Source organism: Escherichia sp. Lx600-2 (genome assembly GCF_036662595.1).
GTDB classification, from domain to species: Bacteria; Pseudomonadota; Gammaproteobacteria; order Enterobacterales; family Enterobacteriaceae; genus Escherichia; species Escherichia coli.
The window spans coordinates 125,674-147,366 of record NZ_JAYQWM010000002.1 but is presented as its reverse complement, the minus strand read 5'-3'; the positions used below and the strand labels follow the sequence as shown (position 1 = coordinate 147,366).

The 21,693-nt window shown below is 51.3% G+C and carries 20 protein-coding genes; 7 read left to right on the top strand and 13 right to left on the bottom strand.

What is annotated here, in order from left to right; all coding sequences use genetic code 11:
* Both glcE and glcD read right to left on the bottom strand, forming a co-directional pair.
* The gene (glcE, locus tag OQV04_RS01395) at window positions 1-1,053 is read right to left on the bottom strand and encodes a glycolate oxidase subunit GlcE (protein ID WP_032281586.1); all 1,053 of its coding nucleotides are present in this window, start codon (window positions 1,051-1,053) and stop codon (window positions 1-3) included.
* Entirely contained in the window at window positions 1,053-2,552 is a 1,500-nt protein-coding gene (glcD, locus tag OQV04_RS01390; protein ID WP_000026117.1) for a glycolate oxidase subunit GlcD, read from the bottom strand. Before glcD ends, glcE begins: the two co-directional genes overlap by 1 nt.
* A gap of 250 nt (window positions 2,553-2,802) precedes the next feature.
* Between glcD and glcC the strand changes: the two genes are divergently transcribed.
* Window positions 2,803-3,567, top strand: a complete 765-nt coding sequence (gene glcC, locus OQV04_RS01385; RefSeq protein WP_151323038.1) for a transcriptional regulator GlcC — start codon at window positions 2,803-2,805, stop codon at window positions 3,565-3,567.
* A 6-nt stretch (window positions 3,568-3,573) separates the two neighbouring features.
* Here glcC and yghO read toward each other — a convergent pair whose 3' ends face one another.
* On the bottom strand, window positions 3,574-4,716 hold the full coding sequence (yghO, locus tag OQV04_RS01380; protein WP_001702590.1) for a protein YghO: 1,143 nt from the start codon (window positions 4,714-4,716) through the stop codon (window positions 3,574-3,576).
* A 403-nt stretch (window positions 4,717-5,119) separates the two neighbouring features.
* Here yghO and OQV04_RS01375 point away from each other — a divergent pair, with 403 nt between their 5' ends.
* Genes OQV04_RS01375 through spt form a run of 4 tightly spaced genes read left to right on the top strand, consistent with a single transcriptional unit; the run spans window position 5,120 to window position 9,171 of the window.
* Window positions 5,120-6,808 (top strand): fatty acyl-AMP ligase, encoded by a 1,689-nt coding sequence (locus tag OQV04_RS01375; protein WP_249824103.1) that lies wholly within the window; start codon window positions 5,120-5,122, stop codon window positions 6,806-6,808.
* Entirely contained in the window at window positions 6,805-7,719 is a 915-nt protein-coding gene (locus OQV04_RS01370; RefSeq protein WP_032281589.1) for an NAD-dependent epimerase/dehydratase family protein, read from the top strand. Before OQV04_RS01375 ends, OQV04_RS01370 begins: the two co-directional genes overlap by 4 nt.
* Before the next feature lie 31 nt (window positions 7,720-7,750).
* On the top strand, window positions 7,751-7,999 hold the full coding sequence (locus tag OQV04_RS01365; RefSeq protein ID WP_000248097.1) for an acyl carrier protein: 249 nt from the start codon (window positions 7,751-7,753) through the stop codon (window positions 7,997-7,999).
* Window positions 7,999-9,171, top strand: coding sequence for a serine palmitoyltransferase (spt, locus tag OQV04_RS01360; protein WP_000524942.1), 1,173 nt, complete (start codon window positions 7,999-8,001; stop codon window positions 9,169-9,171). The genes OQV04_RS01365 and spt overlap by 1 nt, the downstream gene beginning before the upstream one ends.
* A 34-nt stretch (window positions 9,172-9,205) precedes the next feature.
* Here spt and lptG read toward each other — a convergent pair whose 3' ends face one another.
* From lptG to OQV04_RS01325, 7 genes are read right to left on the bottom strand one after another with little or no spacing between them, the layout of a single operon-like run.
* Complete coding sequence (lptG, locus tag OQV04_RS01355) at window positions 9,206-10,285, bottom strand: LPS export ABC transporter permease LptG (RefSeq protein WP_032281590.1); 1,080 nt, start codon at window positions 10,283-10,285, stop codon at window positions 9,206-9,208.
* Window positions 10,282-11,352 carry an LPS export ABC transporter permease LptF gene (gene lptF, locus OQV04_RS01350; protein ID WP_000779648.1) on the bottom strand — a complete coding sequence of 357 codons (1,071 nt, stop codon included), beginning with the start codon at window positions 11,350-11,352 and terminating at the stop codon, window positions 10,282-10,284. Before lptF ends, lptG begins: the two co-directional genes overlap by 4 nt.
* A gap of 30 nt (window positions 11,353-11,382) precedes the next feature.
* Complete coding sequence (locus OQV04_RS01345) at window positions 11,383-11,943, bottom strand: YtfJ family protein (protein ID WP_001298770.1); 561 nt, start codon at window positions 11,941-11,943, stop codon at window positions 11,383-11,385.
* An 11-nt stretch (window positions 11,944-11,954) separates the two neighbouring features.
* Window positions 11,955-12,779, bottom strand: a complete 825-nt coding sequence (locus OQV04_RS01340; RefSeq protein ID WP_000984951.1) for a hypothetical protein — start codon at window positions 12,777-12,779, stop codon at window positions 11,955-11,957.
* A complete protein-coding gene (locus OQV04_RS01335) occupies window positions 12,779-14,128 on the bottom strand; it encodes a lipopolysaccharide biosynthesis protein (RefSeq protein WP_000896865.1) in 1,350 nt (449 codons plus the stop codon). Before OQV04_RS01335 ends, OQV04_RS01340 begins: the two co-directional genes overlap by 1 nt.
* A 45-nt stretch (window positions 14,129-14,173) precedes the next feature.
* Window positions 14,174-14,932 carry a hypothetical protein gene (locus tag OQV04_RS01330; protein ID WP_000339508.1) on the bottom strand — a complete coding sequence of 253 codons (759 nt, stop codon included), beginning with the start codon at window positions 14,930-14,932 and terminating at the stop codon, window positions 14,174-14,176.
* A gap of 31 nt (window positions 14,933-14,963) precedes the next feature.
* Entirely contained in the window at window positions 14,964-15,677 is a 714-nt protein-coding gene (locus tag OQV04_RS01325) for a dTMP kinase (protein WP_077757412.1), read from the bottom strand.
* A gap of 173 nt (window positions 15,678-15,850) precedes the next feature.
* On the opposite strand from OQV04_RS01325, the gene OQV04_RS01320 reads away from it, so the two are divergent.
* Window positions 15,851-16,543 carry a dTMP kinase gene (locus tag OQV04_RS01320; protein WP_032281591.1) on the top strand — a complete coding sequence of 231 codons (693 nt, stop codon included), beginning with the start codon at window positions 15,851-15,853 and terminating at the stop codon, window positions 16,541-16,543.
* Window positions 16,544-16,591: 48 nt separating this feature from the next.
* Here the strand turns inward: OQV04_RS01320 and pitB are convergent, their stop codons facing one another.
* Entirely contained in the window at window positions 16,592-18,091 is a 1,500-nt protein-coding gene (gene pitB, locus OQV04_RS01315; RefSeq protein ID WP_032281592.1) for an inorganic phosphate transporter PitB, read from the bottom strand.
* A 291-nt stretch (window positions 18,092-18,382) separates the two neighbouring features.
* Window positions 18,383-20,242 (bottom strand): bifunctional glutathionylspermidine amidase/synthase, encoded by a 1,860-nt coding sequence (gss, locus tag OQV04_RS01310; RefSeq protein ID WP_001295514.1) that lies wholly within the window; start codon window positions 20,240-20,242, stop codon window positions 18,383-18,385.
* Between the two features lie 204 nt (window positions 20,243-20,446).
* On the opposite strand from gss, the gene yghU reads away from it, so the two are divergent.
* Window positions 20,447-21,313 carry a glutathione-dependent disulfide-bond oxidoreductase gene (yghU, locus tag OQV04_RS01305; RefSeq protein ID WP_001295515.1) on the top strand — a complete coding sequence of 289 codons (867 nt, stop codon included), beginning with the start codon at window positions 20,447-20,449 and terminating at the stop codon, window positions 21,311-21,313.
* 122 nt (window positions 21,314-21,435) lie between these two features.
* On the opposite strand, the gene hybG is transcribed toward yghU, so the two are convergent.
* Entirely contained in the window at window positions 21,436-21,684 is a 249-nt protein-coding gene (gene hybG, locus OQV04_RS01300; RefSeq protein ID WP_000334896.1) for a hydrogenase maturation factor HybG, read from the bottom strand.
* Window positions 21,685-21,693 lie beyond the last annotated feature (9 nt).

Genomic DNA, 21,693 nt, shown 5'->3' with positions numbered 1-21,693 from the left:
TTAAAGTTCCGCGTACATGCGACCGGGGTTAAACACGCCGCAAGGATCGAGCTGCTGTTTAAGCTGCTGGTGATAGCGGAATAAAGGAGCCGGTAGCGGGGCAAAGCCACCATCTCCGGCACTAAAGCGGGTCGCATGACCGCCAGCGTTGCGGGCGATGCGATGGATTTGATTGTCATCGGCTGTCGATTTCAGCCAGCGTAACGCCCCGCCCCAGTCGATCAGTTGCTCGCCGGGTAAATCCATCATCGGCGCATCGCTGGGTAATGAAATGCGCCATAAGGTACCTGGTAACGAGAAGAACGGCAGTTGTTGTTCACGCAATTGCTGCCAGAACTGACCCGCCACCTCTTCGCCACCCAGCAGTTCACGCGCTGCTTTTACCGATCCTTCGCCGCCCTCAAGACGGATCCACAACGCATTGTCGAAGTAACATAAGCCACTAATGGGTAATGGCTGGAGTTGCCACTCGGCGATTTCACTCATGGCTTCTTGCAGGCTGATTTCCCGACGCAGGCTCAGGGAGGCGCGCGGTCGCGGTAACACTTTCATTGAGATTTCAGTGAGCACGCCAAGACAACCGTAGCTTCCGGCCATTAACCGTGAGAGATCGTATCCGGCAACGTTTTTCATCACTTCGCCACCAAAACGCAGATGTTTTCCAGCGCCGGTAATGATGCGCGTGCCGAGGACAAAATCGCGGACCGAACCGCTCCACGGGCGACGCGGCCCCGCCAGCCCGCAGGCGACCATCCCGCCCCAGGTGGCTTCTTCACCATAATGCGGCGGCTCGCAGGGAAGCATTTGCCCGGCGCTCTCCAGCGCCGCTTCAATCGCCACCAGCGGCGTTCCGGCACGAGCGGTTATCACCAGCTCGGTCGGGTCGTAATTAACAATGCCGCGATGACAACGCACATCCAGCGTTTGCCCGGTGACTGGGCGACCTAAAAAGGCTTTGCTATTGCTGCCCTGAATCACCAGCGGCGTTTTATCGCTAATTGCCTGATTCACCTGCTCCAGCAGCGCCTGACTGTAATCACACTCGCGTAGCATCAGAAGCGCTCCAGTTCAGGAAAAGGTAAATGACCGTGATGCACATGCATGGCACCAAATTCAGCACAGCGGTGTAGCGTGGGAATGTTTTTCCCAGGGTTCAGCAAACCATCGGGGTCAAACGCCGCCTTGACCGCATGGAAGGTCGTGATTTCATCGCTATTGAACTGGGCGCACATTTGATTGATTTTTTCTCGCCCGATGCCATGTTCCCCACTGATGCTGCCGCCAACTTCAACGCAGAGTTCCAGGATCTTCCCGCCCAACTCTTCCGCGCGGGCAAATTCACCGGGTTCGTTGGCATCGAAAAGGATTAACGGGTGCATGTTGCCATCTCCGGCATGAAACACGTTGGCAACACGTAAATCATATTGCTGCGATAAACGGGCAATGCCTTCCAGTACGCCAGGCAGGGCGCGACGCGGGATGGTGCCATCCATGCAGTAGTAATCCGGGGAGATACGTCCTACCGCCGGGAACGCATTTTTGCGACCGGCCCAGAAACGTACGCGCTCTGCTTCGTCCTGTGCCAGACGGACGTCAGTCGCGCCCGCTTTCAACAAGATGTCGTTAACCCGCTCGCAGTCTTCCTGTACGTCAGACTCCACGCCGTCCAGCTCGCATAACAAAATCGCTTCGGCGTCGACGGGATAACCGGCATGAATAAAATCTTCCGCCGCGCGGATCGACAGGTTATCCATCATCTCCAGCCCGCCGGGGATAATGCCATTGGCGATGATGTCACCAACTGCAAGTCCGGCTTTTTCTACCGAGTCAAAGCTTGCTAACAGAACCCGCGCCACGGGCGGCTTCGGCAGCAGTTTTACCGTCACTTCGGTGGTCACGCCGAGCATACCTTCCGATCCGGTGAACAACGCCAGCAGGTCAAAACCAGGCGAATCCAGCGCATCCGATCCCAGCGTCAGTGCCTCGCCATCCAGCGTTTGCACTTCAATTTTCAGCAGGTTATGTACGGTCAGACCATATTTCAGGCAGTGGACGCCGCCGGCATTTTCTGCCACGTTGCCGCCAATGGAACAGGCGATTTGTGAGGAAGGGTCCGGTGCGTAGTAGAGATTATGCGGTGCAACGGCCTGGGAGATCGCCAGGTTACGCACGCCTGGCTGCACGCGCGCGCGGCGACCAACGGGGTTAATGTCGAGGATCTCTTTAAAGCGCGCCATCACCAACAACACACCTTTTTCCAGCGGCAGCGCGCCACCAGAAAGCCCGGTGCCTGCACCACGGGTCACCACCGGTACACGCAGGCGATGGCAGACAGCCAGAATCGCTGTCACCTGTTCCATCTGCTTAGGCAGAACAACCAGTAATGGACGCGTGCGATACGCGCTCAACCCGTCACACTCGTAAGGAATGATCTCCTCATCGGTATGCAGGATCTCCAGTCCAGGGACATGCTCACGCAGTGCCATCAGTACCGATGTGCGGTCGACATCGGGTAAAGCGCCATCAAGACGCTCTTCGTACAAGATGCTCATGAGTAGGCTTCGCTTTGTTATGTTGTGTGGCAGCTGATTTTTGCGCGCTGCTTCTGTGAACAGTTATTAAGCGGGCTTTTCGTTTTCGTCTATCTCTTTAGCTACCGGTCAGACCATTTTTTTTCCAGCTCTGTGACCTTGTCTTGGTTAACTTAATGTTAAATTGATGTAACATAATCACTTGCGTGATGTGCGTGTTTTGCGAGTTAAGAACAGAAAAATTGGTCCTACCTGTGCACGAGGTCTGGGAATGAAAGATGAACGTCGCCCTATTTGCGAAGTGGTTGCAGAGAGTATCGAACGGTTAATTATCGACGGCGTACTGAAGGTCGGTCAGCCGCTTCCCTCGGAACGTCGACTGTGTGAAAAGCTCGGCTTCTCACGCTCCGCACTGCGTGAAGGGCTGACCGTGCTGCGCGGGCGCGGGATTATTGAAACGGCGCAGGGTCGCGATTCTCGTGTCGCACGGCTTAATCGGGTGCAGGACACCAGTCCGCTGATCCATCTGTTCAGTACGCAACCGCGAACGCTGTACGATCTGCTCGATGTTCGCGCATTACTGGAGGGCGAATCGGCAAGGCTTGCGGCAACGCTGGGAGCGCAGGCTGATTTTGTTGTGATAACCCGCTGTTATGAAAAAATGCTCGCCGCCAGTGAGAACAACAAAGAGATTTCGCTGATCGAACATGCGCAGTTGGATCACGCTTTCCATCTCGCCATTTGTCAGGCTTCTCACAATCAGGTGCTGGTGTTTACGCTGCAATCATTGACCGATCTGATGTTTAATTCAGTGTTTGCCAGCGTAAATAATCTCTACCATCGACCACAGCAAAAAAAGCAGATCGATCGCCAGCATGCGCGGATCTACAACGCGGTGTTGCAGCGGCTGCCGCACGTCGCCCAGCGCGCAGCACGCGATCATGTGCGGACCGTGAAAAAGAATCTCCACGATATCGAGCTGGAAGGCCACCATTTGATTCGCTCGGCGGTGCCGCTGGAGATGAACCAGAGTTAGCTGGTATTAAATCTGCTTTTCATACAATCGGTAACGCTTGTACGGCTCTGCCCCAATGCGTTCCAGCATGTTATTCATGCCTGTATTGGTTTCGAGGATCCATGACATCTCCAGCGCATCGATCTTCCGGCGGGCAAACGGATCGCGTAAGGCTTCAATCAATAACAGCGCAATCACCGGGCCGATGCGGCTGAACTGATACTCGTCCCGCACGCCCATCAGCGGCACTCGCGCAGTTCGCACACCGCTGACTTTCAAACGCCACAGCAATTTTGCCCAGCCGAAGGGAAAGAGCGATCCGTTCAGATCGGCAATCGCCTCGTTGATGTTCGGCAAGCCGACAATAAACGCGCAGGGTGCAGAATCAATCTCAGCGATGTAGATCATATCGTCCGGCACCAGATATTTAAGTTGATCGCCCATGGTCGCGAATTCATGTTCGGTAAACGGCACAAATCCCCAGTTGTGCTGCCAGCCAGAGTTGAAAATCTCACGCAGGATCTGCATCTCTTCGGCAAACCGCTGGCGATTGATGCAGCGAATGGTCACCTTTTTGCGCACCTGATCCATCAGTTTTTTTAGCGCCGGAGAGAAAGTGAGATCGGTTCGCTGCATCCACCACGCCAGTAAATCAATGCCTTTGTGATAACCCAGTTGTTCAATATGCGCGGCATACCACGGTTTGCCGTGTGGCATCATCGCACAGGGTGGTGTGTCAAAACCTTCAATCAGTAATCCGCTTTCCTGATTGATATTCAGGCTGAAAGGCCCGCTGATCTTACTTGCACCTTGTGACTTCAACCACGCTTCCGCTGCGCCAAACAACGCGGCAAAAACCTGCGGATCATCAATGGCGTCAATCATTCCGAAATGACCGGTATCTTCACCGTAACGCTCACGGTGCAAGGTATCTATTTGCGCGGTAATACGCCCAACTATCTGCCCCGCTTTTTTTGCCACCCACGCCTGCCAGATGATATGGTCCGTCCCCGGATTTTTCGCAGACAAATGCTCGCTGCGTTCAATGAATAAAGGGGGTATCCAGTTTGGATCATCGGGATAAAGTGATGACGGAAAAGCGATAAATGCCTTAAGGTCATTTTTATTAATTACTTTTTCAATTTTGATCATCAGCAGATCGCATTCCATAGTTCTGTGGGTAACAAATAATTAACGGTGAAAAACAGGTTGCAACAGCAACGAACGGCATCTTAATAATCAACCCAATGAATACAAACGACGAATAAATAGTATTTATTAATGATTACGATAGGGTCAGCGACTACGCAGAAGCGCCACAATGCCTTTTGTCGATTTAAGGCGACCGGACAAGGCTTCTTCTTAATATATTCATAAATTAAATATCATTCACAATAAAAACAAAAAACTTAAATTCATTATTTAAATCAATGTTCATTTTCACACCGATGAAAATACTATCTCATTTATCTTTTATGCCTATATAATCCACCGCATTATTGTCATTTTATTTTGGATATCCAATTTTTTCGTGGTGTATATGTCTAATAAAATCTTTACGCATTCCCTACCTATGCGCTATGCCGATTTTCCAACGCTGGTTGATGCTTTGGACTACGCCGCTCTGAGTAGCGCTGGAATGAATTTTTATGACAGACGTTGCCAACTTGAAGATCAACTGGAATATCAGACGTTAAAAGCGCGTGCCGAAGCTGGTGCGAAGCGGTTGTTATCGCTAAACCTGAAAAAAGGCGATCGCGTGGCGCTGATTGCCGAAACCAGTAGCGGGTTCGTAGAGGCTTTTTTTTCCTGCCAGTATGCCGGCTTAGTCGCCGTCCCGTTGGCGATTCCAATGGGCGTCGGTCAGCGGGATTCCTGGAGCGCCAAACTGCAGGGTTTACTGGCAAGTTGCCAGCCCGCTGCCATTATCACTGGTGATGAGTGGTTGCCGCTGGTCAATGCCGCCACGCATAACAACCCCGAATTGCATGTATTAAGCCACGCCTGGTTTAAGGCATTACCGGAAGCTGATGTTGCGCTCCAGCGCCCAGTTCCGGACGATATCGCCTACCTCCAGTACACCTCCGGCAGCACCCGTTTTCCCCGTGGCGTCATTATCACCCATCGCGAAGTGATGGCTAATCTACGTGCTATAAGCCACGATGGCATTAAATTACGCCCTGGCGACCGCTGCGTCTCCTGGCTGCCTTTCTACCATGATATGGGACTGGTCGGCTTTCTCCTGACCCCGTTCGCCACGCAGCTTTCAGTGGATTATTTGCGCACTCAGGATTTTGCCATGCGTCCTCTGCAATGGCTTAAATTGATCAGTAAAAATCGCGGCACCGTTTCCGTTGCGCCGCCGTTTGGCTATGAATTGTGCCAGCGCCGCGTGAATGAAAAAGATCTCGCTGAACTGGATCTTTCCTGCTGGCGCGTCGCTGGTATTGGTGCAGAACCCATCTCCGCAGAACAACTCCATCAATTCGCTGAATGTTTCCGTCAGGTTAACTTTGACGATAAAACTTTCATGCCGTGCTACGGACTGGCAGAAAATGCGCTGGCTGTCAGTTTCTCTGATGAAGCCTCCGGGGTTGTGGTTAACGAAGTGGATCGCGACATCCTCGAATATCAGGGTAAAGCCGTTGCGCCGGGTGCAGAGACACGCGCCGTATCGACTTTCGTCAACTGCGGTAAAGCGTTGCCGGAACATGGTATTGAAATCCGCAATGAAGCAGGTATACCTGTCGCGGAACGTGTGGTAGGCCATATTTGCATCTCCGGCCCTAGCCTGATGAGCGGTTACTTTGGCGACCAGGTTTCACAAGACGAGATTGCCGCGACGGGCTGGTTAGACACCGGGGACCTCGGTTATCTGCTGGACGGTTATCTGTATGTCACCGGACGCATTAAAGATCTGATTATTATTCGTGGCCGTAATATCTGGCCGCAGGATATTGAATATATTGCGGAACAGGAACCGGAAATTCATTCTGGCGATGCGATTGCTTTTGTTACCGCCCAGGAAAAAATCATTTTGCAGATCCAGTGTCGGATCAGCGATGAAGAACGTCGCGGGCAGCTTATCCACGCGCTGGCAGCACGGATCCAAAGCGAATTTGGCGTAACAGCGGCTATCGATCTGTTGCCGCCCCACAGTATTCCCCGAACGTCCTCCGGTAAGCCTGCCCGTGCGGAAGCGAAAAAACGTTATCAGAAGGCTTATGCTGCCAGTCTTCATGTGCAGGAATCCCTGGCATGAATCAAACTGTCGCGGTGACGGGCGCTACCGGGTTTATCGGTAAATATATTATCGATAACCTGCTCACCCGCGGCTTTCACGTTCGCGCATTGACGCGTACTGCCCGCGCTCACGTCAATGATAATCTTACTTGGGTGCGCGGTTCGCTGGAAGATACACATTCGCTTAGCGAACTGGTTGCCGGAGCCAGCGCGGTGGTCCATTGCGCCGGGCAAGTGCGCGGACACAAAGAAGAGATTTTTACCCACTGTAACGTTGACGGCAGCCTGCGCCTGATGCAAGCAGCAAAAGAGAGCGGCTTTTGCCAACGTTTTCTGTTTATCTCTTCGCTGGCGGCGCGCCATCCCGAGCTCTCCTGGTACGCAAATTCCAAACACGTCGCCGAACAACGGCTGACGGCAATGGCTGACGAAATTACGCTGGGCGTTTTTCGCCCGACAGCCGTGTATGGTCCCGGCGATAAAGAGTTAAAACCGCTGTTTGACTGGATGCTGCGCGGCCTGCTGCCACGACTTGGTGCACCAGATACACAGTTCTCTTTCCTGCATGTCACCGATTTTGCGCAAGCAGTGGGTCAGTGGTTAAGCGCCGAAACTGTACAGACGCAAACCTATGAATTATGCGATGGCGTCGCTGGCGGCTATGACTGGCAACGCGTACGACAGCTTGCCGCCGAAGCCCGTTGTGGTTCCGTGCGGATGGTTGGCCTTCCTCTGCCGGTACTCACCTGCCTTGCGGATATCAGTACTGCGTTGAGTCGCCTGGCAGGTAAAGAACCTATGCTGACCCGCTCGAAAATTCGTGAATTAACCCACGCCGACTGGTCGGCAAGTAATAACCGTATTTCTGAAGATATTAATTGTTTTCCCGGGATTAGCCTGGAACACGCATTACGCAACGGGCTATTTTGATTGTCTTGTTTAAAGGTGTGTTAACGTTTCTATGGTAAATCGTGAAATAGTAATGGATTACATCCTTTCCTGTTTACAGGATTTGGTCGAAAACGGTGTGGAAATTAAGCCCGACAGCGATCTCGTCAACGATCTTGGCCTGGAGTCGATCAAAGTGATGGATCTCTTAATGATGCTGGAAGACAGATTCGATATTTCCATTCCTATTAATATTCTGCTGGATGTCAAAACCCCTGCGCAATTAATGGAAACTCTACTTCCATGGCTGGAGAATAAATAATGGGGCTATACGATAAATATGCGCGCCTTGCTGGCGAGCGACTGCAATTTAGTGACAACGGGTTAACACCGTTTGGCACCTGTATTGATGAAGTGTATTCCGCCACCGAAGGCCGGATCGGCAATAAAAAAGTGATTCTGGCCGGGACCAATAATTACCTCGGTTTAACCTTTAATCATGATGCCATCGCCGAAGGTCAGGCAGCGTTAGCGGCCCAAGGCACCGGCACCACCGGTTCTCGTATGGCAAACGGCAGTTATGCGCCGCACCTGGCGTTAGAGAAAGAGATTGCCGAGTTTTTCAATCGCCCTACCGCTATCGTTTTTTCAACCGGTTATACCGCTAATTTAGGCGTCATCAGCGCACTTGCCGACCATAACGCCGTGGTGTTACTGGATGCCGACAGCCACGCCAGTATTTATGACGCCTGTTCTCTCGGTGGCGCGGAAATTATTCGTTTCCGCCATAACGATGCTAAAGATCTGGAACGGCGCATGGTTCGCCTCGGTGAACGGGCGAAAGAGGCGATTATCATCGTTGAGGGTATCTACAGCATGCTCGGTGACGTTGCGCCGCTGGCGGAAATTGTTGATATCAAACGTCGTCTCGGTGGTTATTTGATTGTCGATGAAGCGCATTCGTTTGGCGTGTTAGGCGCAACGGGGCGCGGACTGGCTGAAGCTGTCGGCGTTGAAGATGATGTGGATATTATCGTTGGCACCTTCAGTAAAAGTCTGGCCTCGATTGGCGGTTTTGCTGTCGGTTCGGAAGCGATGGAAGTACTGCGCTACGGCAGCCGCCCGTATATTTTTACCGCCTCTCCTTCTCCGTCCTGCATTGCGACCGTGCGCTCGTCGTTAAGAACTATTGCCACACAACCAGAGCTGCGGCAAAAGCTGATGGATAACGCCAACCATCTGTATGACGGTCTGCAAAAACTGGGTTATGAGTTAAGTTCACATATTAGCCCGGTAGTGCCGGTAATAATCGGTTCGAAAGAGGAAGGTTTACGCATCTGGCGCGAGCTTATTTCGCTGGGCGTTTATGTGAATCTTATCCTGCCACCTGCCGCGCCTGCAGGCATCACGCTGCTGCGCTGTAGCGTAAACGCTGCCCACAGTCGTGAGCAAATCGATGCCATCATTCAGGCATTTGCTACTCTGAAGCAGTAATGTGAGCCCGCCGTGGTGTTGCGCCACGGCGGGTTTAATGTTGTCTGTCATACCAATACACCAGGCTCAACGCCACCAGCACAAACGCTATCGGTAAACCGAGCGCGGTAACAGGTGCGCTCAACGCAAATAGCAATCCCAGATTGACCATGATTTGATAGCTGATCCAGGTGAGTAAGCCAACGATGACACCTACAGCGAGACGGCTACCCATCCCTGGCGAGCGCGGGGCACTAAAGGTAAACGGCACAGCCAGCAAAATCATCGCCAGGGTCAGGATGGGTTGCCCCAGTTTTTCCCACAGTGCAAGGCGGTATTCGCTGCTGGGTTGCCCGGTTTCCTGCAAATAATGGATGTAATGATTAAGCTGACGGACAGAAAAAGTATTCCCCGGCATCGATAGCTCTTCAAGATCCATACTGGTGAAGGCCGATTGCCAGGCAAGATTATCTGATGTTTCCAGCGTTTCTTTGCCATTCAGCCATTTTTTATGATTCACACCATGCAGGATCCACGTTTTGTCGTCTTCAATGGTGGCACTGCGTGCATAAATGTAGGATTCGAGCGAAAGATCATCACGATAATGAAAAATCTCCACGCGCACAGGCTGGCCCTGCTCGTTCAGCGATTTTACCGTCACAAATTCATTACCGCGCCTGGCCCACAGCATATTGCCGGTAATGTCATCGTCCTCACCCAACGCAGTGGCAGTCGATTTGATTTGCAGCGCCTGTTGCTGCAATGGCGACGCTACCCACTCATCTATCGCGCCTAACGAAACAGTCCACAATATCCCGGCAACCAGCGCCACCAGTGCAATACGGAAGATAGAAAACCCCGTGCTGCGAATGGCGGTAAGCTCACTGTTTTTCGATAACTGCCCCAGGCCAACAATCCCTCCCAATAAGGCGATAAACGGCGAAAGTTCGACCAGTGTGCGCGGTAAGGTCATTAGCACCACCAGCACCGCCTGAGTCCAGCGATAACCGCCCGGGCTGACATCATCCAGTTCGTTAATCAGGTTGAAGGTGGTAAAAAGCGGCAGCAATAGCCCTGCGGCGGCGGCAAAACCGAGAAAGAGATGACGGATTAAATAGCGACTGAAAACATTCATCGGGAAAATTTCTGCAGCAAAGAGAAGTCGCGTGCGACCAGCATCAGCAGGCCCATTAGCATGAGTCCGGGCACTAACCACAAACCAGGAATGAGAGGAATCGCGCCGTTAGCCACCAGCGTACGGCAGACGTCGCCGCCATAAAAAATGGCAATAAACAGCAACGTCAGTGGCAATAACGTTGAAAATCGCCCCTGCCGCGGTTTTACCCGACTTAATGAAATGGCCAGCAGCGCCATCAACAATGCTGTCAGGCCACGGCTTTGTCGCCATTGCAGTTCGGCATGATCGGCTGGAAAGACGGAGCGCGCCAGCTCCGTGACCGATTTCGCTTTGCGTTTGACGTTAGGGCTTTGATCCAGCGGATTCAGATGTAATTGCAGATTACGGTAGATCTGTTCGTTGTCGTCACGCCCCTGATGATCGAGAAGATAGGCAGTGCCGTTGTGCAACATAACAGTCGGTTTCTCGGGTGATGGGTCAACCACATCAACCGAACGGGCGCGGAAAATGCGGGTTCGATTGGCAGTAGAAGTATAAATCAGCGCGTCAGTCAGGCGATTATTATCCTGATCAACCGTCTGCGAAAGGATCATTCGTCCGTTATCGTTAGTGTTAAATTTCTTTGCCCGCAACTGGCGAACATCCAGCTCCGACTGCGACTGCTGCTCCAGTTGATAAATCTGCGCATAAGCCCACGGACGACCATACATCGACAGAAGGGTGACAAAAATACTTAGCGGTATCGCCAGATAAAGAACGGCTTTGTACAAGCGTCCCGGACTGCCCCCCGCCGCAGAGATAGCGGTAATTTCCGAGTCGGTATACATCTGCCCTAGCGTCACGCCAACTGACACATACAGTCCAACAGGTAACAACATCTCCAGTGCAATCAGCACTTTGTAGAAAACGATATCCAGCACAACATCAAGTGCTAATGTCCCATTTGCCGCTTCGGTCAGATAACGCTGTGCGGAGTAGCTGGCGAAAATAAAGATCAGAAAACCGACGATAATCAGCACCAGACGGCGCGTACCACGCATGATGTAGTGTTCAACCAGCTTCATCTCACTAACGCCCTCAATCCTTTGAATTTTTTATTCATTGATCAGTTTCTGCGCCAGCGCAATGACATGATCTACCTCTTCCGGCGTCAGGCTGCCGTCCTTTGCCCACTGAATTTGCCCAGCTTTATTCAGCACCAGAATGGTTGAACTCTGCTCCGGCAAGCGCCAGGCAACGCGTCCCTGTCCATTGCCGTCAATAACGAATTGCGCCCACGGATAGCGGCGTTTATTTTTTTCGATTTTGCCAACGACAAAATAGCCAGTACCAAAGATGGCATCATCAGTGTTCACAATGGTGGTGGGCTGAAAACGATCCTGTGGAAAGTTTGCCGCTTCAACCGCTTTAATTAACAGTGAGTTCTTCTTCTTCGCTGACTTACGCCCGGCGATATACTGGATAATGCGGACTTTTCCCGCCAATTGTGTGCTGTTCCACTTTTGGTAGTGAATTTCGTCGTCGCTATTCAGAAGCAGCTCGCCGCCTTCCTGAATATAAACAGGGGTAACCGTTTTGCCAGTGACGAAATTGTGTGCCTGCACACCCGGGGCTAATAGCATGATAATCAGCGCAATAATCAAACGAGATGACATCATTGCTCCGGTTATAGCGGAAAACGCGAAATCAGCAGCTCTAAGCGCTGACGAATATCGCTATCCAGCGCCACCGGTGCATCATACGACTGGCGGTTTTCCATATCATCCGCCACCATGTCGTCGTGTTTATCCCCCATCAGGCCATTAATGGCGGCGAGGAAACGGGAAATCTGTAACGCCTCTTTATTTTCAGGATCAAGCGATCTTAAGGTGTCGTAATAAGAAACCTGCTGGCTGATGATTTTTCGCACATCATGAAATTCCCTGCCGGTTAGTCGCGGTTTGGCAATTATCTCTTTCAGGGCATGCATTTGCTTTTGCCGATAGGCAATAAAACCGCTTACGCTTTCTAACTGGCTATGGCGTAATGAATAGTTCACCAACGACCAGACCGGAGAGCTTAAATAAATTCGTAACAGGTTGCCGTAATACGACACAATATTTTTCTTACCGTTACGAAATCCGTCCTGAAAACGTCCCAGAAAAACGGTCGTTTTGCCGAATAAAAATCCGGCCTGATGCTTCTTTAAATACAGCCGTTGCGCAAAACGCAGGTGCTTGTAGCGCGCTCGCATGTATTTAAACTGTTTACGCTCGTCTGTCGTCAGCTCATCGCCTTTGGCTTGTTTGCGAATTAAACGAAGTAATTCCTGGCGATCAACGCCATTGAGCCAGAATTGCAGGCATAACGCGTAATTATCATGGATGATTTCGGTGGTACAACTTAGTGCGATAGTCGGCGGCAAACTGACCTGGGCATCAACAACATCATCTTCCTCAATCGCAACAAATAGATGCTCGCTCGCCTCAAGCGGGAAATATTTTCTCATCATCAGGATTTCTCTCCGGCTGCGTTATAAAGCAAGGAATGGCGCTGAAAAAATGCCTTTAAGGTCGGAATTAGCGAAAGCACCACATCCAGGCATTGACCGCCGAAATAAGCAAACGCTGCTCCCAGCACGCCAAACAGATGACAGAACATGAACAGCAATACGATGTAGCCGATTGAGGCGATGGTTTGCGCCACGAGAAAAGCGCGCTGTTTTCCCGCCATCAATAGCAATGACTCCTGAGGGAAGCCCAGCATCGAGATCACAATTGCGCCCAGCATCACCTGAATCAGGTCATACGCTTCGAGATACTTAACGCCAAACACCAGCGAAATGAGCGGCTTGCCGACGATCAACACCGCGAGCGCCACCAGAATACCGATTCCGCCCGCCAGTAAACCGGACTTCACACCTAACAACCACGGTCTGGTGGTGCGCGGATCTAAACGCATCACCTCTGGGTAAAAACTTTTACCCAGCAAACCCGCTGGCGTTCCGGCGGCGTCGAAGAATGTCATGGCGATTTTAAATAACCCGGCGGCAGCGGGTCCTAACACGATCCCCACCAACACTGTGCTGCACGAGTTACGTGCCGACCAGATGGAGTGGGCAATGTTGGTTGACCAGACAAAACTCCACGCGCCTTTAATGTGTCGGGCAGACTCAAACAGATTCAATTTGAAGGCGTTATGGATATTTCTGCGGCGTAATTCGCGCGCGGCAAACCACCAGTACATGGTGCCGCCAACCAGATTCGACACGTACCAGGCAATAACAAAACCCGCAAAACCAAAGTCAAAATACCAGGCTGCGACGCTCCCCGCTGCGCGCAGAAAAGGTTTCGTCGCCTGCTGTACAGCAATCAAATCAAAGCGATCTACCGCACGCAGAATGCCGGTCGGCGTGGAGGAAGCCATTGAAGGAATGAGCGTGCAATACAGCGCCGCCAGCCAAAAGCTTTGGTCATCCAGACCTAATGAATGGGAAAGGAATGGCAGTAAGGCAATGCCGCCGACAATCGCCACCGCGCCGCTGACGATATCCAGCGAGAAGGAAAATGAGACGACATTGCGAAATTGCTGCGGATTATTGTTGGTCAAGGCTGGCGTTCCGTACTGAACCACCAGCTGCCATGTCTGAAACTTAATAAAATCGCTGATCGACTTGGCGTACGATTGTACAATCACCAGTACGCCAAACATGGCGGGCGTCATCCCTTTACCGGCACACGAGAGCGCCAACAGACCCAGCAAGGCGCTCACGACATTACTGGAGCCTAACCAGGCGCTATTGCGAATAATGGTGCGAAACGCGCCATCTGCAAACCAATGTTTGATGTTAAAACCCGCCAATTCAGCCTGACCTTATCGTTGATAGTAAAAAGTATCCCGCCAGCCTTAAGTTAAACTTCGGCGGTCAGAAACGATGGCAACCAGAGAAACCGCCTTCTGTGCCTGTTCCAGCACTTCGCTGTAGGGCGCTCTGGAATCAATCTCAAGAATTTTTGTGCCGTTATAGCCAATCGTCGACATAACACCGATTTTGTCCTGCAGCTCGGCATAGTCATGGTCAGGCTTGCGGGAGATGGCAGTCTCAATATCAATGCCCAGGCGAATAATTAATTCCGGGCGATATTGCGCCATTTGTTGGTATAAACGCCGTTCGCGCTGCGCCAGAAACATGCTTATTTTCCCGGTCGCACGTTCGACGCCAATCCCCGGTCCATCATAATAAAAGCCCGAAATTTCAGCCTGCGGGAAGCGATCGCTGACCACCAGAACGCCACTTTGCGCCAGTCGCTGAACCTTGCGTAGATTCGCCATTCTTCGCAGCGAGAAGCAGTACATAATCACCGCCGCCCATAGCGCCGGAGATTTGGTTTTCATGCTTTGGGTTTTCGAGGATTTGGCCGCCAGTCGCCGTTCCAGCCAGACGCCAACCAACGGCAATCGTTTTATTTTGTCGCCGTCTTCGCCCGAGAGCAGCCCCAAATAGCGGCGCTCGGTTTGCCAGTGTTGTTGCAGCGATTTCACCAGGTCGGTGGTCAGTGTGGATTTACCGGTGCCATCACACCCGACCACCGCAATCAGCCCCGGAATGTAGTTGGGCTGCGGCGCGGTTGTACTAATAACAGTTTGTGTTTGTAGTGCATCCATTCGTTAAATCATCCCCTATCCATTTTGGTGATCAGGAAAGCGCGGCGTGAATTGCGCGTAGTGACGCTTGCATAATTTCATCGGCTGGTTGCCGACCATCCAGTTCAAGGATCTTTGCGCCATTGAATGTCAGTTGCGGCGTAACGGCGATTTTTTCCTGTAACGCTGCCAGTTGGTGGTCAGGTTTACGCGCAAACGCGGTTTGTTCATCAATGCCAAGACGAATCAACAATACGGGCAAATAAGACGCCATCCATTGGTACAGCTTCAGCTCGCGCTGCCTTAACATTTTTATCCAACCGTTACCGCCCGTGGTTTTTGCCAATTGCGGGCCATCAAAGCGAAAACCCGGCACTTCAACCTGCGGGTAGCGGTCGGTGATGAGCAGATAGCCTTGCTGGCTTTTACACAACATTTTGCGAAACTTGTACGCCCGCCAGCAGGAAAGCAGATAGATAACCAGCGCAGTAATATTGCCAGGCGGTGTTGAGGGTTTTTCGTGCACATGTGCCGCTTTACTTCGCAGATAACGCCCACAAGGTGCGCCAATAACAGGGAGCTGTGAAATCCATTCGCCAATTCGCCCGGACGATTGCCCGAGATAAATGCGTTCTGTTGGCATTCTTGCTGCCAGTTCATTTACCAGGCTTGCCGTGAGGGTCGATTTACCTGAACCATCACATCCTACAATGGCAATAACACGCACTGGCGTGGAATTAATTATTGACATATTACGTTGATTCACGAAAAACCCGGCAGTAAATAATGTATTGAATATTACGTGATCCGTGCTCAGAATATCCGTTCAACCTTATTGTGACAATGGTTAATTGTGACATTGACCTGAATTACGCTTTCATAAAAACATATTAACCAAATAAATATTTTGGATGGATATTTAAATTTAAGGATATATTCATGCAGTCAATAACACCTCCATTAATTGCCGTTATTGGTAGCGATGGTTCAGGCAAGTCAACGGTGTGTGAACATCTCATTACCGTTGTCGAAAAATATGGTGCTGCCGAAAGAGTTCATTTAGGAAAACAAGCCGGAAATGTCGGTCGTGCAGTGACAAAATTACCGTTGATGGGAAAATCCTTACATAAAACAATTGAACGAAATCAGGTGAAAACAGCAAAAAAATTGCCAGGACCAGTTCCGGCGCTGGTAATTACAGCGTTTGTCGCCCGTCGCTTACTGCGCTTTCTTCATATGCTTGCCTGTCGTCGTCGCGGGTTAATTGTTCTAACCGACCGTTATCCTCAGGACCAAATTCCGGGCGCTTACGATGGTACGGTGTTCCCACCTAACGTTGAAGGTAGTCGTTTTGTCTCATGGCTGGCAAGCCAGGAACGTAAAGCGTTTCACTGGATGGCGAGCCATAAGCCTGATCTGGTCATCAAACTCAATGTTGACCTTGAAGTTGCCTGCGCGCGTAAACCCGACCATAAACGGGAATCGCTGGCGAGGAAGATTGCCATAACGCCACAGTTAACCTTTGGTGGTGCACAACTGGTTGATATCGATGCTAATCAGCCACTGGAAAAGGTGCTGGTTGATGCAGAAAAAGCGATTACGGATTTTATGACCGCGCGTGGTTATCACTAGCCAAAAATGGAAATGCCCGATCGCCAGGACCGGGCATTTTCAGGAAGGTTAAATCAACTGCAATGCTATCCAGTACAACCCACCAGAAAGAAAAATCGCCGCCGGTAAAGTAAATACCCACGCCATCAGGATGCTGGTTACCGTTTTACGCTGTAACCCTCCGCCGTCCACCACCATCGTTCCTGCTACGGCAGATGAGAGTACGTGTGTTGTGGAGACGGGCATCCCAATATAACTGGCAAGGCCGATAGACACTGCCGCCGTCATTTGTGCCGCCATGCCTTGCGCATACGTCATGCCGCGCTTACCAATCTTCTCACCGATGGTCATCGCAACACGACGCCAGCCAATCATGGTGCCAATGCCGAGCGCCAGTGCTACTGCCGTGATGATCCACACCGGAGCGTACTCAATGGTGCTTAACATATCGCTGCGCAGTTTTTTCAGCAGGTTCTGGTCTTCTTTACTGACGCCTGGCAGTTTCGCCAGCTTCGCGGAAGTATCAGAGATACACAGCATAATGCGGCGCAGCTGGCTGCGCTGACTCACGCTTAACGGCTCGTAACTTTCCATATTGCCTGGCAGCATCGTTTTAACGCGCGCAATCGCATCAAAGGTATTTGCCGGATGACAGTGAAACTCCGTTACTTGCGTGCCATCAGTCGATGCCGCAGGCAATGGAGGTTCCATCGCAATCAACTTCTGCGGCAGTTCAGGATGCTGTTGCAGGTAGTGTTCGAAGTTGGTAACGGCATCGCGGGTACGGGTAATTTCATAGCCGGACGCGTTCATATTGACGACGAAGCCAGCAGGGGCAATCCCCACCAGTACCAGCATCACCAGGCCGATCCCTTTCTGCCCGTCGTTAGCGCCGTGCGAAAACGCCACGCCCGCAGCGGAAACAATCAGCGCAATACGCGTCCAGAATGGCGGCTTACGTTTGCCTTTTTTCTTTTTGCGATCTTCCGGAATGCGGTGAATACGGTCACGCTTTTTCGTTCCGCTCCAGTAGCGTCGCAGCAGGAATATCAGGCCTCCCGCAATGACCAGGCCGACGATTGGGGAAACAATCAGCGAGGAGAAAATTTTGGTCACTTCACGCAGGTTTAACGCATCCATCACCGATGAGCCGGTTAACAGCGCGTTGGTTAAACCGATGCCGATAATCGCGCCAATCAAGGTATGCGAACTGGAGGCCGGTAAACCAAAGAACCACGTTCCCAGGTTCCAGATAATCGCCGCCAGCAGCATGGAAAAGACCATCGCCAGGCCGTGGGTTGACCCCATATTCAGCAACAAATCGGTTGGCAACATATGGACAATGGCATAGGCAACGCTAAGTCCGCCCAATAACACGCCAAAAAAGTTAAAAAATGCCGCCATCACCACAGCAAGTTGTGGCTGCATGGCACGAGTATAAATAACGGTTGCCACCGCATTCGCCGTGTCATGAAAACCATTGATTGCTTCGTAGAACAACACAAATGCCAGAGCAAGTAATAACAAAAGCCCTGTGTATATATCAAGGCCAACAAATAAATTTAGCATATATTAGATTACGCCATTTTGAATTTACGAACGGACGCATTATCAGTGACTTTAACGGTGTGGGCAAAGTGAAATATCATTTTTTAACGATAAAAAGAGTGTTATTTCTTGTGTATCAGACAATAAGCATTCATTAAAAATCTTTAGAAATAATTAGAACACAGGCATTCTGCTGGTTAATGTATTCACATATGAAATGAATAAATATTTGAATATATAAATATTGAATATTTTGATTAATCCCCGTACTGACTATTCTTCATAATCAGTACGGGATTGCTACAACATGTATTACTCTTTCACCACAATTAACGGTTCAATATCACTCTCTTTTTTAATAACCAGTGATTCATCACCGCGCAAACACGTCCCACCGTAGTTGCCGCCAACGGTGAAGGTACATACCTGAATGTATTTCCCGTCCACTTTCGGCAAACACCACAGTTGCTGATAGATGTTTTTCTGCTCGGCAAATTTACCACTGGTTTTGTCCAGCACCTCTTCATGATGGCTGACGAGGTCGATGTTACTGCCACAGCGACCGGCGATCGGTTTCACTGCGTAACCTGTTTTCACCAATTCATCATTAACAGTGAAATCGGTATCCAGCAGGTAACGATGGTGCGGGAACAGCGACCAGAGGATCGGCAGAATCGCTTTGTTGCCGGGGATCACCGTCCACAGCGGCTCAAAGACCAGCACTTCCGGGCGCAGCAATACGTCGATAAGACGCACTTCATTTTGCGGATGACCGGTACGGATCGGCACCGCAGCAAACTCACGGTCGCTAACTTCACGAATCTGATCAAACGCGGTTTCCCACGCCCAGGTTTTCCACACGCAGTTAACCAGTCGCCCTTCCCCATCAATCAGTTGCCCGGCAGCATCCCAGCCCAGTTCATCCAGCCCGCGCAAGATACGCGTTTCAAAGCCCGCCTGGTGCAGCGCCTGCTCCATAAACTGCGCGTGATAGTTTTCCTCGATATCTTTGTCCTGCATGATATGGACAAACGGACGTGCACGACTGTGTTTCCAGGCACCAGCCAGTTCGTTAATCAGCCCTTCCGCCGGATTGAAGCCGTTGCCTTTATAGCCCTGTTCCGCCCAACGTTCGAGGATCAAGCCCGCTTCGGTATGACATGAGGCGGAGTCGGCGTTGTACTCGTAAACCTTCAGACCACGCTCATCCATGCAGAAATCCATACGACCGGTGATCATATGGTGACGGCGACGCTGCCAGGAGAGACGCAAACGTGGCCAGAGGATTTTCGGAATGTCGAACAGCGCCAGCAGGTTGTCATCTTTCAGCACCTTGTCGGTTGCGTGAAGATACATCAGGTGCAGCTCGTTGGTGGCTTTAATCAGCTCCTGCTCGGCGCTCTCGGTAATGGTGTAGTAATGATACGGATCCTGATTGATCACCTGACCGTTGGCCTGCACATAGGCGTTTTGTAGCGGATCTTTTTCATCCAGCCATTTACCGTCAAACTGGCCTTTGTTTTCCAGGCGCGCTCCGCTGATTTTCAGCAGCTCGCCTGCAATTTCCGGCTGCGGTAAGCTGTATTCAGTATCTTCCGTCTGGATCATCCAGCCCAGAATGGTGGTATCATCAAAAGTGTCTTTAAGGGTATAGCAGCCGTTTTCGACCACCATCTCCAGTTCGCGCGTCCACTGTTGCCCTTGCGGCAACGGGGAATGAATCACGTTCTGTTCCGCAATACGGACTTTGTTGCCATGTAATTGGGTAATGATGGCGACATGGCCAGTGTCTTTAAATTCACCGCCTTTATCCCAGATAAGAAGCGCACCCGCGACCGGCGCACGCGGCGAGCCGTTAGGAAATGCCTGCAATGGCAGTATGTTGTCATTAACCACTTCACGCAGGAAGCGCAGCGAGAAAATCTCCCACGCCATACCCACGTCAGTGAAGACCACACCGTAATTCAGAAAGAGAAAACGGCGAGCAAATTCAACGCATTGCCATTTGTGGCCCATATATTCGTCGTCGATATAGCTACGGAATACGGCGTCATCTTCGTATTCCTGCGGATCGAGAGAACTATAATCTGAAGAGTAGATTGCTACCCCACCTGGGGCGTAGCCCAATAATGTCCCGAACGGGGCATCCTGGCTGGTCGTTCCTTTGCTCATCACTTTACCTTTAACAATACAACCTAAGCAGTTGGCGTAATTGTTGTGCTCTGATTACCTGCTCAGCGACATTAACCGGACAGAGGTCAGACTAATCATACACCTCATCGCAGCGGCTGGCGCAAAGGGTTAAAAAATTCACATTCTGTACAGCAAGTGACCTGCTACACTGCTTCAACACTACCACTCAGAAGGCAACTCACTATGACAGACAATACTTATCAGCCCGCGAAAGTCTGGACGTGGGATAAATCCGCTGGCGGCGCGTTCGCCAATATCAATCGCCCGGTTTCTGGTCCGACGCATGAAAAAACGCTGCCCGTTGGCAAACATCCATTGCAACTTTATTCGCTGGGAACGCCGAACGGTCAGAAAGTAACGATTATGCTTGAGGAGCTGCTGGCGCTGGGCGTTACTGGTGCAGAGTACGACGCCTGGCTGATACGCATAGGCGATGGCGATCAATTCTCCAGCGGCTTTGTCGAAGTGAACCCAAATTCGAAGATCCCGGCGCTGCGCGATCATACCCATAATCCGCCGATCCGCGTGTTTGAATCTGGATCGATTCTGCTTTATCTGGCGGAGAAATTTGGCTACTTCCTGCCACAGGATTTGGCAAAGCGTACTGAAACGATGAACTGGCTGTTCTGGTTACAGGGCGCGGCACCGTTCCTCGGCGGTGGTTTTGGTCACTTTTACCATTACGCGCCGGTGAAAATTGAGTACGCCATCAACCGCTTTACCATGGAAGCCAAACGTCTGCTCGACGTGCTGGATAAGCAACTGGCGCAGCATAAGTTTGTTGCGGGCGATGAGTACACCATTGCGGATATGGCGATTTGGCCGTGGTTTGGCAATGTGGTGTTAGGCGGCGTGTATGATGCCGCAGAGTTTCTTGATGCAGGTAGTTATAAACACGTACAACGCTGGGCGAAAGAAGTGGGCGAACGTCCGGCGGTGAAGCGTGGGCGTATTGTTAACCGCACCAACGGGCCGCTGAACGAGCAGTTGCATGAGCGCCATGACGCCAGTGATTTTGAGACGAATACGGAAGATAAGCGTCAGGGATAAGGGTTAGCGTTCGTCGCAGCAAGCCATCCAGGCCGGATAAGGCGTTCACGCCGCATCCGGCAATCGAGCACAATGCCTGATGCGACGCTGCCGCGTCTTATCAGGCCTACGAAAGCTAATCATCACGCGCTGGTAATGTCGTAATCCATTTGGCGCAGTGCGTCTAATGTGGCTTTGGCTTCATCTTCGTCGATGATGCTCATGGCAAATCCGACGTGTACCAGCACCCACTGGCCCAGCAGATCGGCAGGGTTACCTTCACAAATCAGGGCGATATTCACGTCGCGCTTGATACCACATACTTCAACCTGCGCAAGCTGGTGAATATCTTCACCGACAGCTAGCACCTGGCCTGGAACGCCAATACACATTGTTAACTC

Excerpts from the sequence above, each read along its gene's own strand:
- glcE (WP_032281586.1), bottom strand. The coding sequence starts at position 1,053 with ATGCTACGCGAGTGTGATTACAGTCAGGCGCTGCTGGAGCAGGTGAAT.
- glcD (WP_000026117.1), bottom strand. The coding sequence starts at position 2,552 with ATGAGCATCTTGTACGAAGAGCGTCTTGATGGCGCTTTACCCGATGTC.
- glcC (WP_151323038.1), top strand. The coding sequence starts at position 2,803 with ATGAAAGATGAACGTCGCCCTATTTGCGAAGTGGTTGCAGAGAGTATC.
- yghO (WP_001702590.1), bottom strand. The coding sequence starts at position 4,716 with ATGGAATGCGATCTGCTGATGATCAAAATTGAAAAAGTAATTAATAAA.
- OQV04_RS01375 (WP_249824103.1), top strand. The coding sequence starts at position 5,120 with ATGCGCTATGCCGATTTTCCAACGCTGGTTGATGCTTTGGACTACGCC.
- OQV04_RS01370 (WP_032281589.1), top strand. The coding sequence starts at position 6,805 with ATGAATCAAACTGTCGCGGTGACGGGCGCTACCGGGTTTATCGGTAAA.
- OQV04_RS01365 (WP_000248097.1), top strand. The coding sequence starts at position 7,751 with ATGGTAAATCGTGAAATAGTAATGGATTACATCCTTTCCTGTTTACAG.
- spt (WP_000524942.1), top strand. The coding sequence starts at position 7,999 with ATGGGGCTATACGATAAATATGCGCGCCTTGCTGGCGAGCGACTGCAA.
- lptG (WP_032281590.1), bottom strand. The coding sequence starts at position 10,285 with ATGAATGTTTTCAGTCGCTATTTAATCCGTCATCTCTTTCTCGGTTTT.
- lptF (WP_000779648.1), bottom strand. The coding sequence starts at position 11,352 with ATGAAGCTGGTTGAACACTACATCATGCGTGGTACGCGCCGTCTGGTG.
- OQV04_RS01345 (WP_001298770.1), bottom strand. The coding sequence starts at position 11,943 with ATGTCATCTCGTTTGATTATTGCGCTGATTATCATGCTATTAGCCCCG.
- OQV04_RS01340 (WP_000984951.1), bottom strand. The coding sequence starts at position 12,779 with ATGATGAGAAAATATTTCCCGCTTGAGGCGAGCGAGCATCTATTTGTT.
- OQV04_RS01330 (WP_000339508.1), bottom strand. The coding sequence starts at position 14,932 with ATGGATGCACTACAAACACAAACTGTTATTAGTACAACCGCGCCGCAG.
- OQV04_RS01320 (WP_032281591.1), top strand. The coding sequence starts at position 15,851 with ATGCAGTCAATAACACCTCCATTAATTGCCGTTATTGGTAGCGATGGT.
- pitB (WP_032281592.1), bottom strand. The coding sequence starts at position 18,091 with ATGCTAAATTTATTTGTTGGCCTTGATATATACACAGGGCTTTTGTTA.
- gss (WP_001295514.1), bottom strand. The coding sequence starts at position 20,242 with ATGAGCAAAGGAACGACCAGCCAGGATGCCCCGTTCGGGACATTATTG.
- yghU (WP_001295515.1), top strand. The coding sequence starts at position 20,447 with ATGACAGACAATACTTATCAGCCCGCGAAAGTCTGGACGTGGGATAAA.
- hybG (WP_000334896.1), bottom strand. The coding sequence starts at position 21,684 with ATGTGTATTGGCGTTCCAGGCCAGGTGCTAGCTGTCGGTGAAGATATT.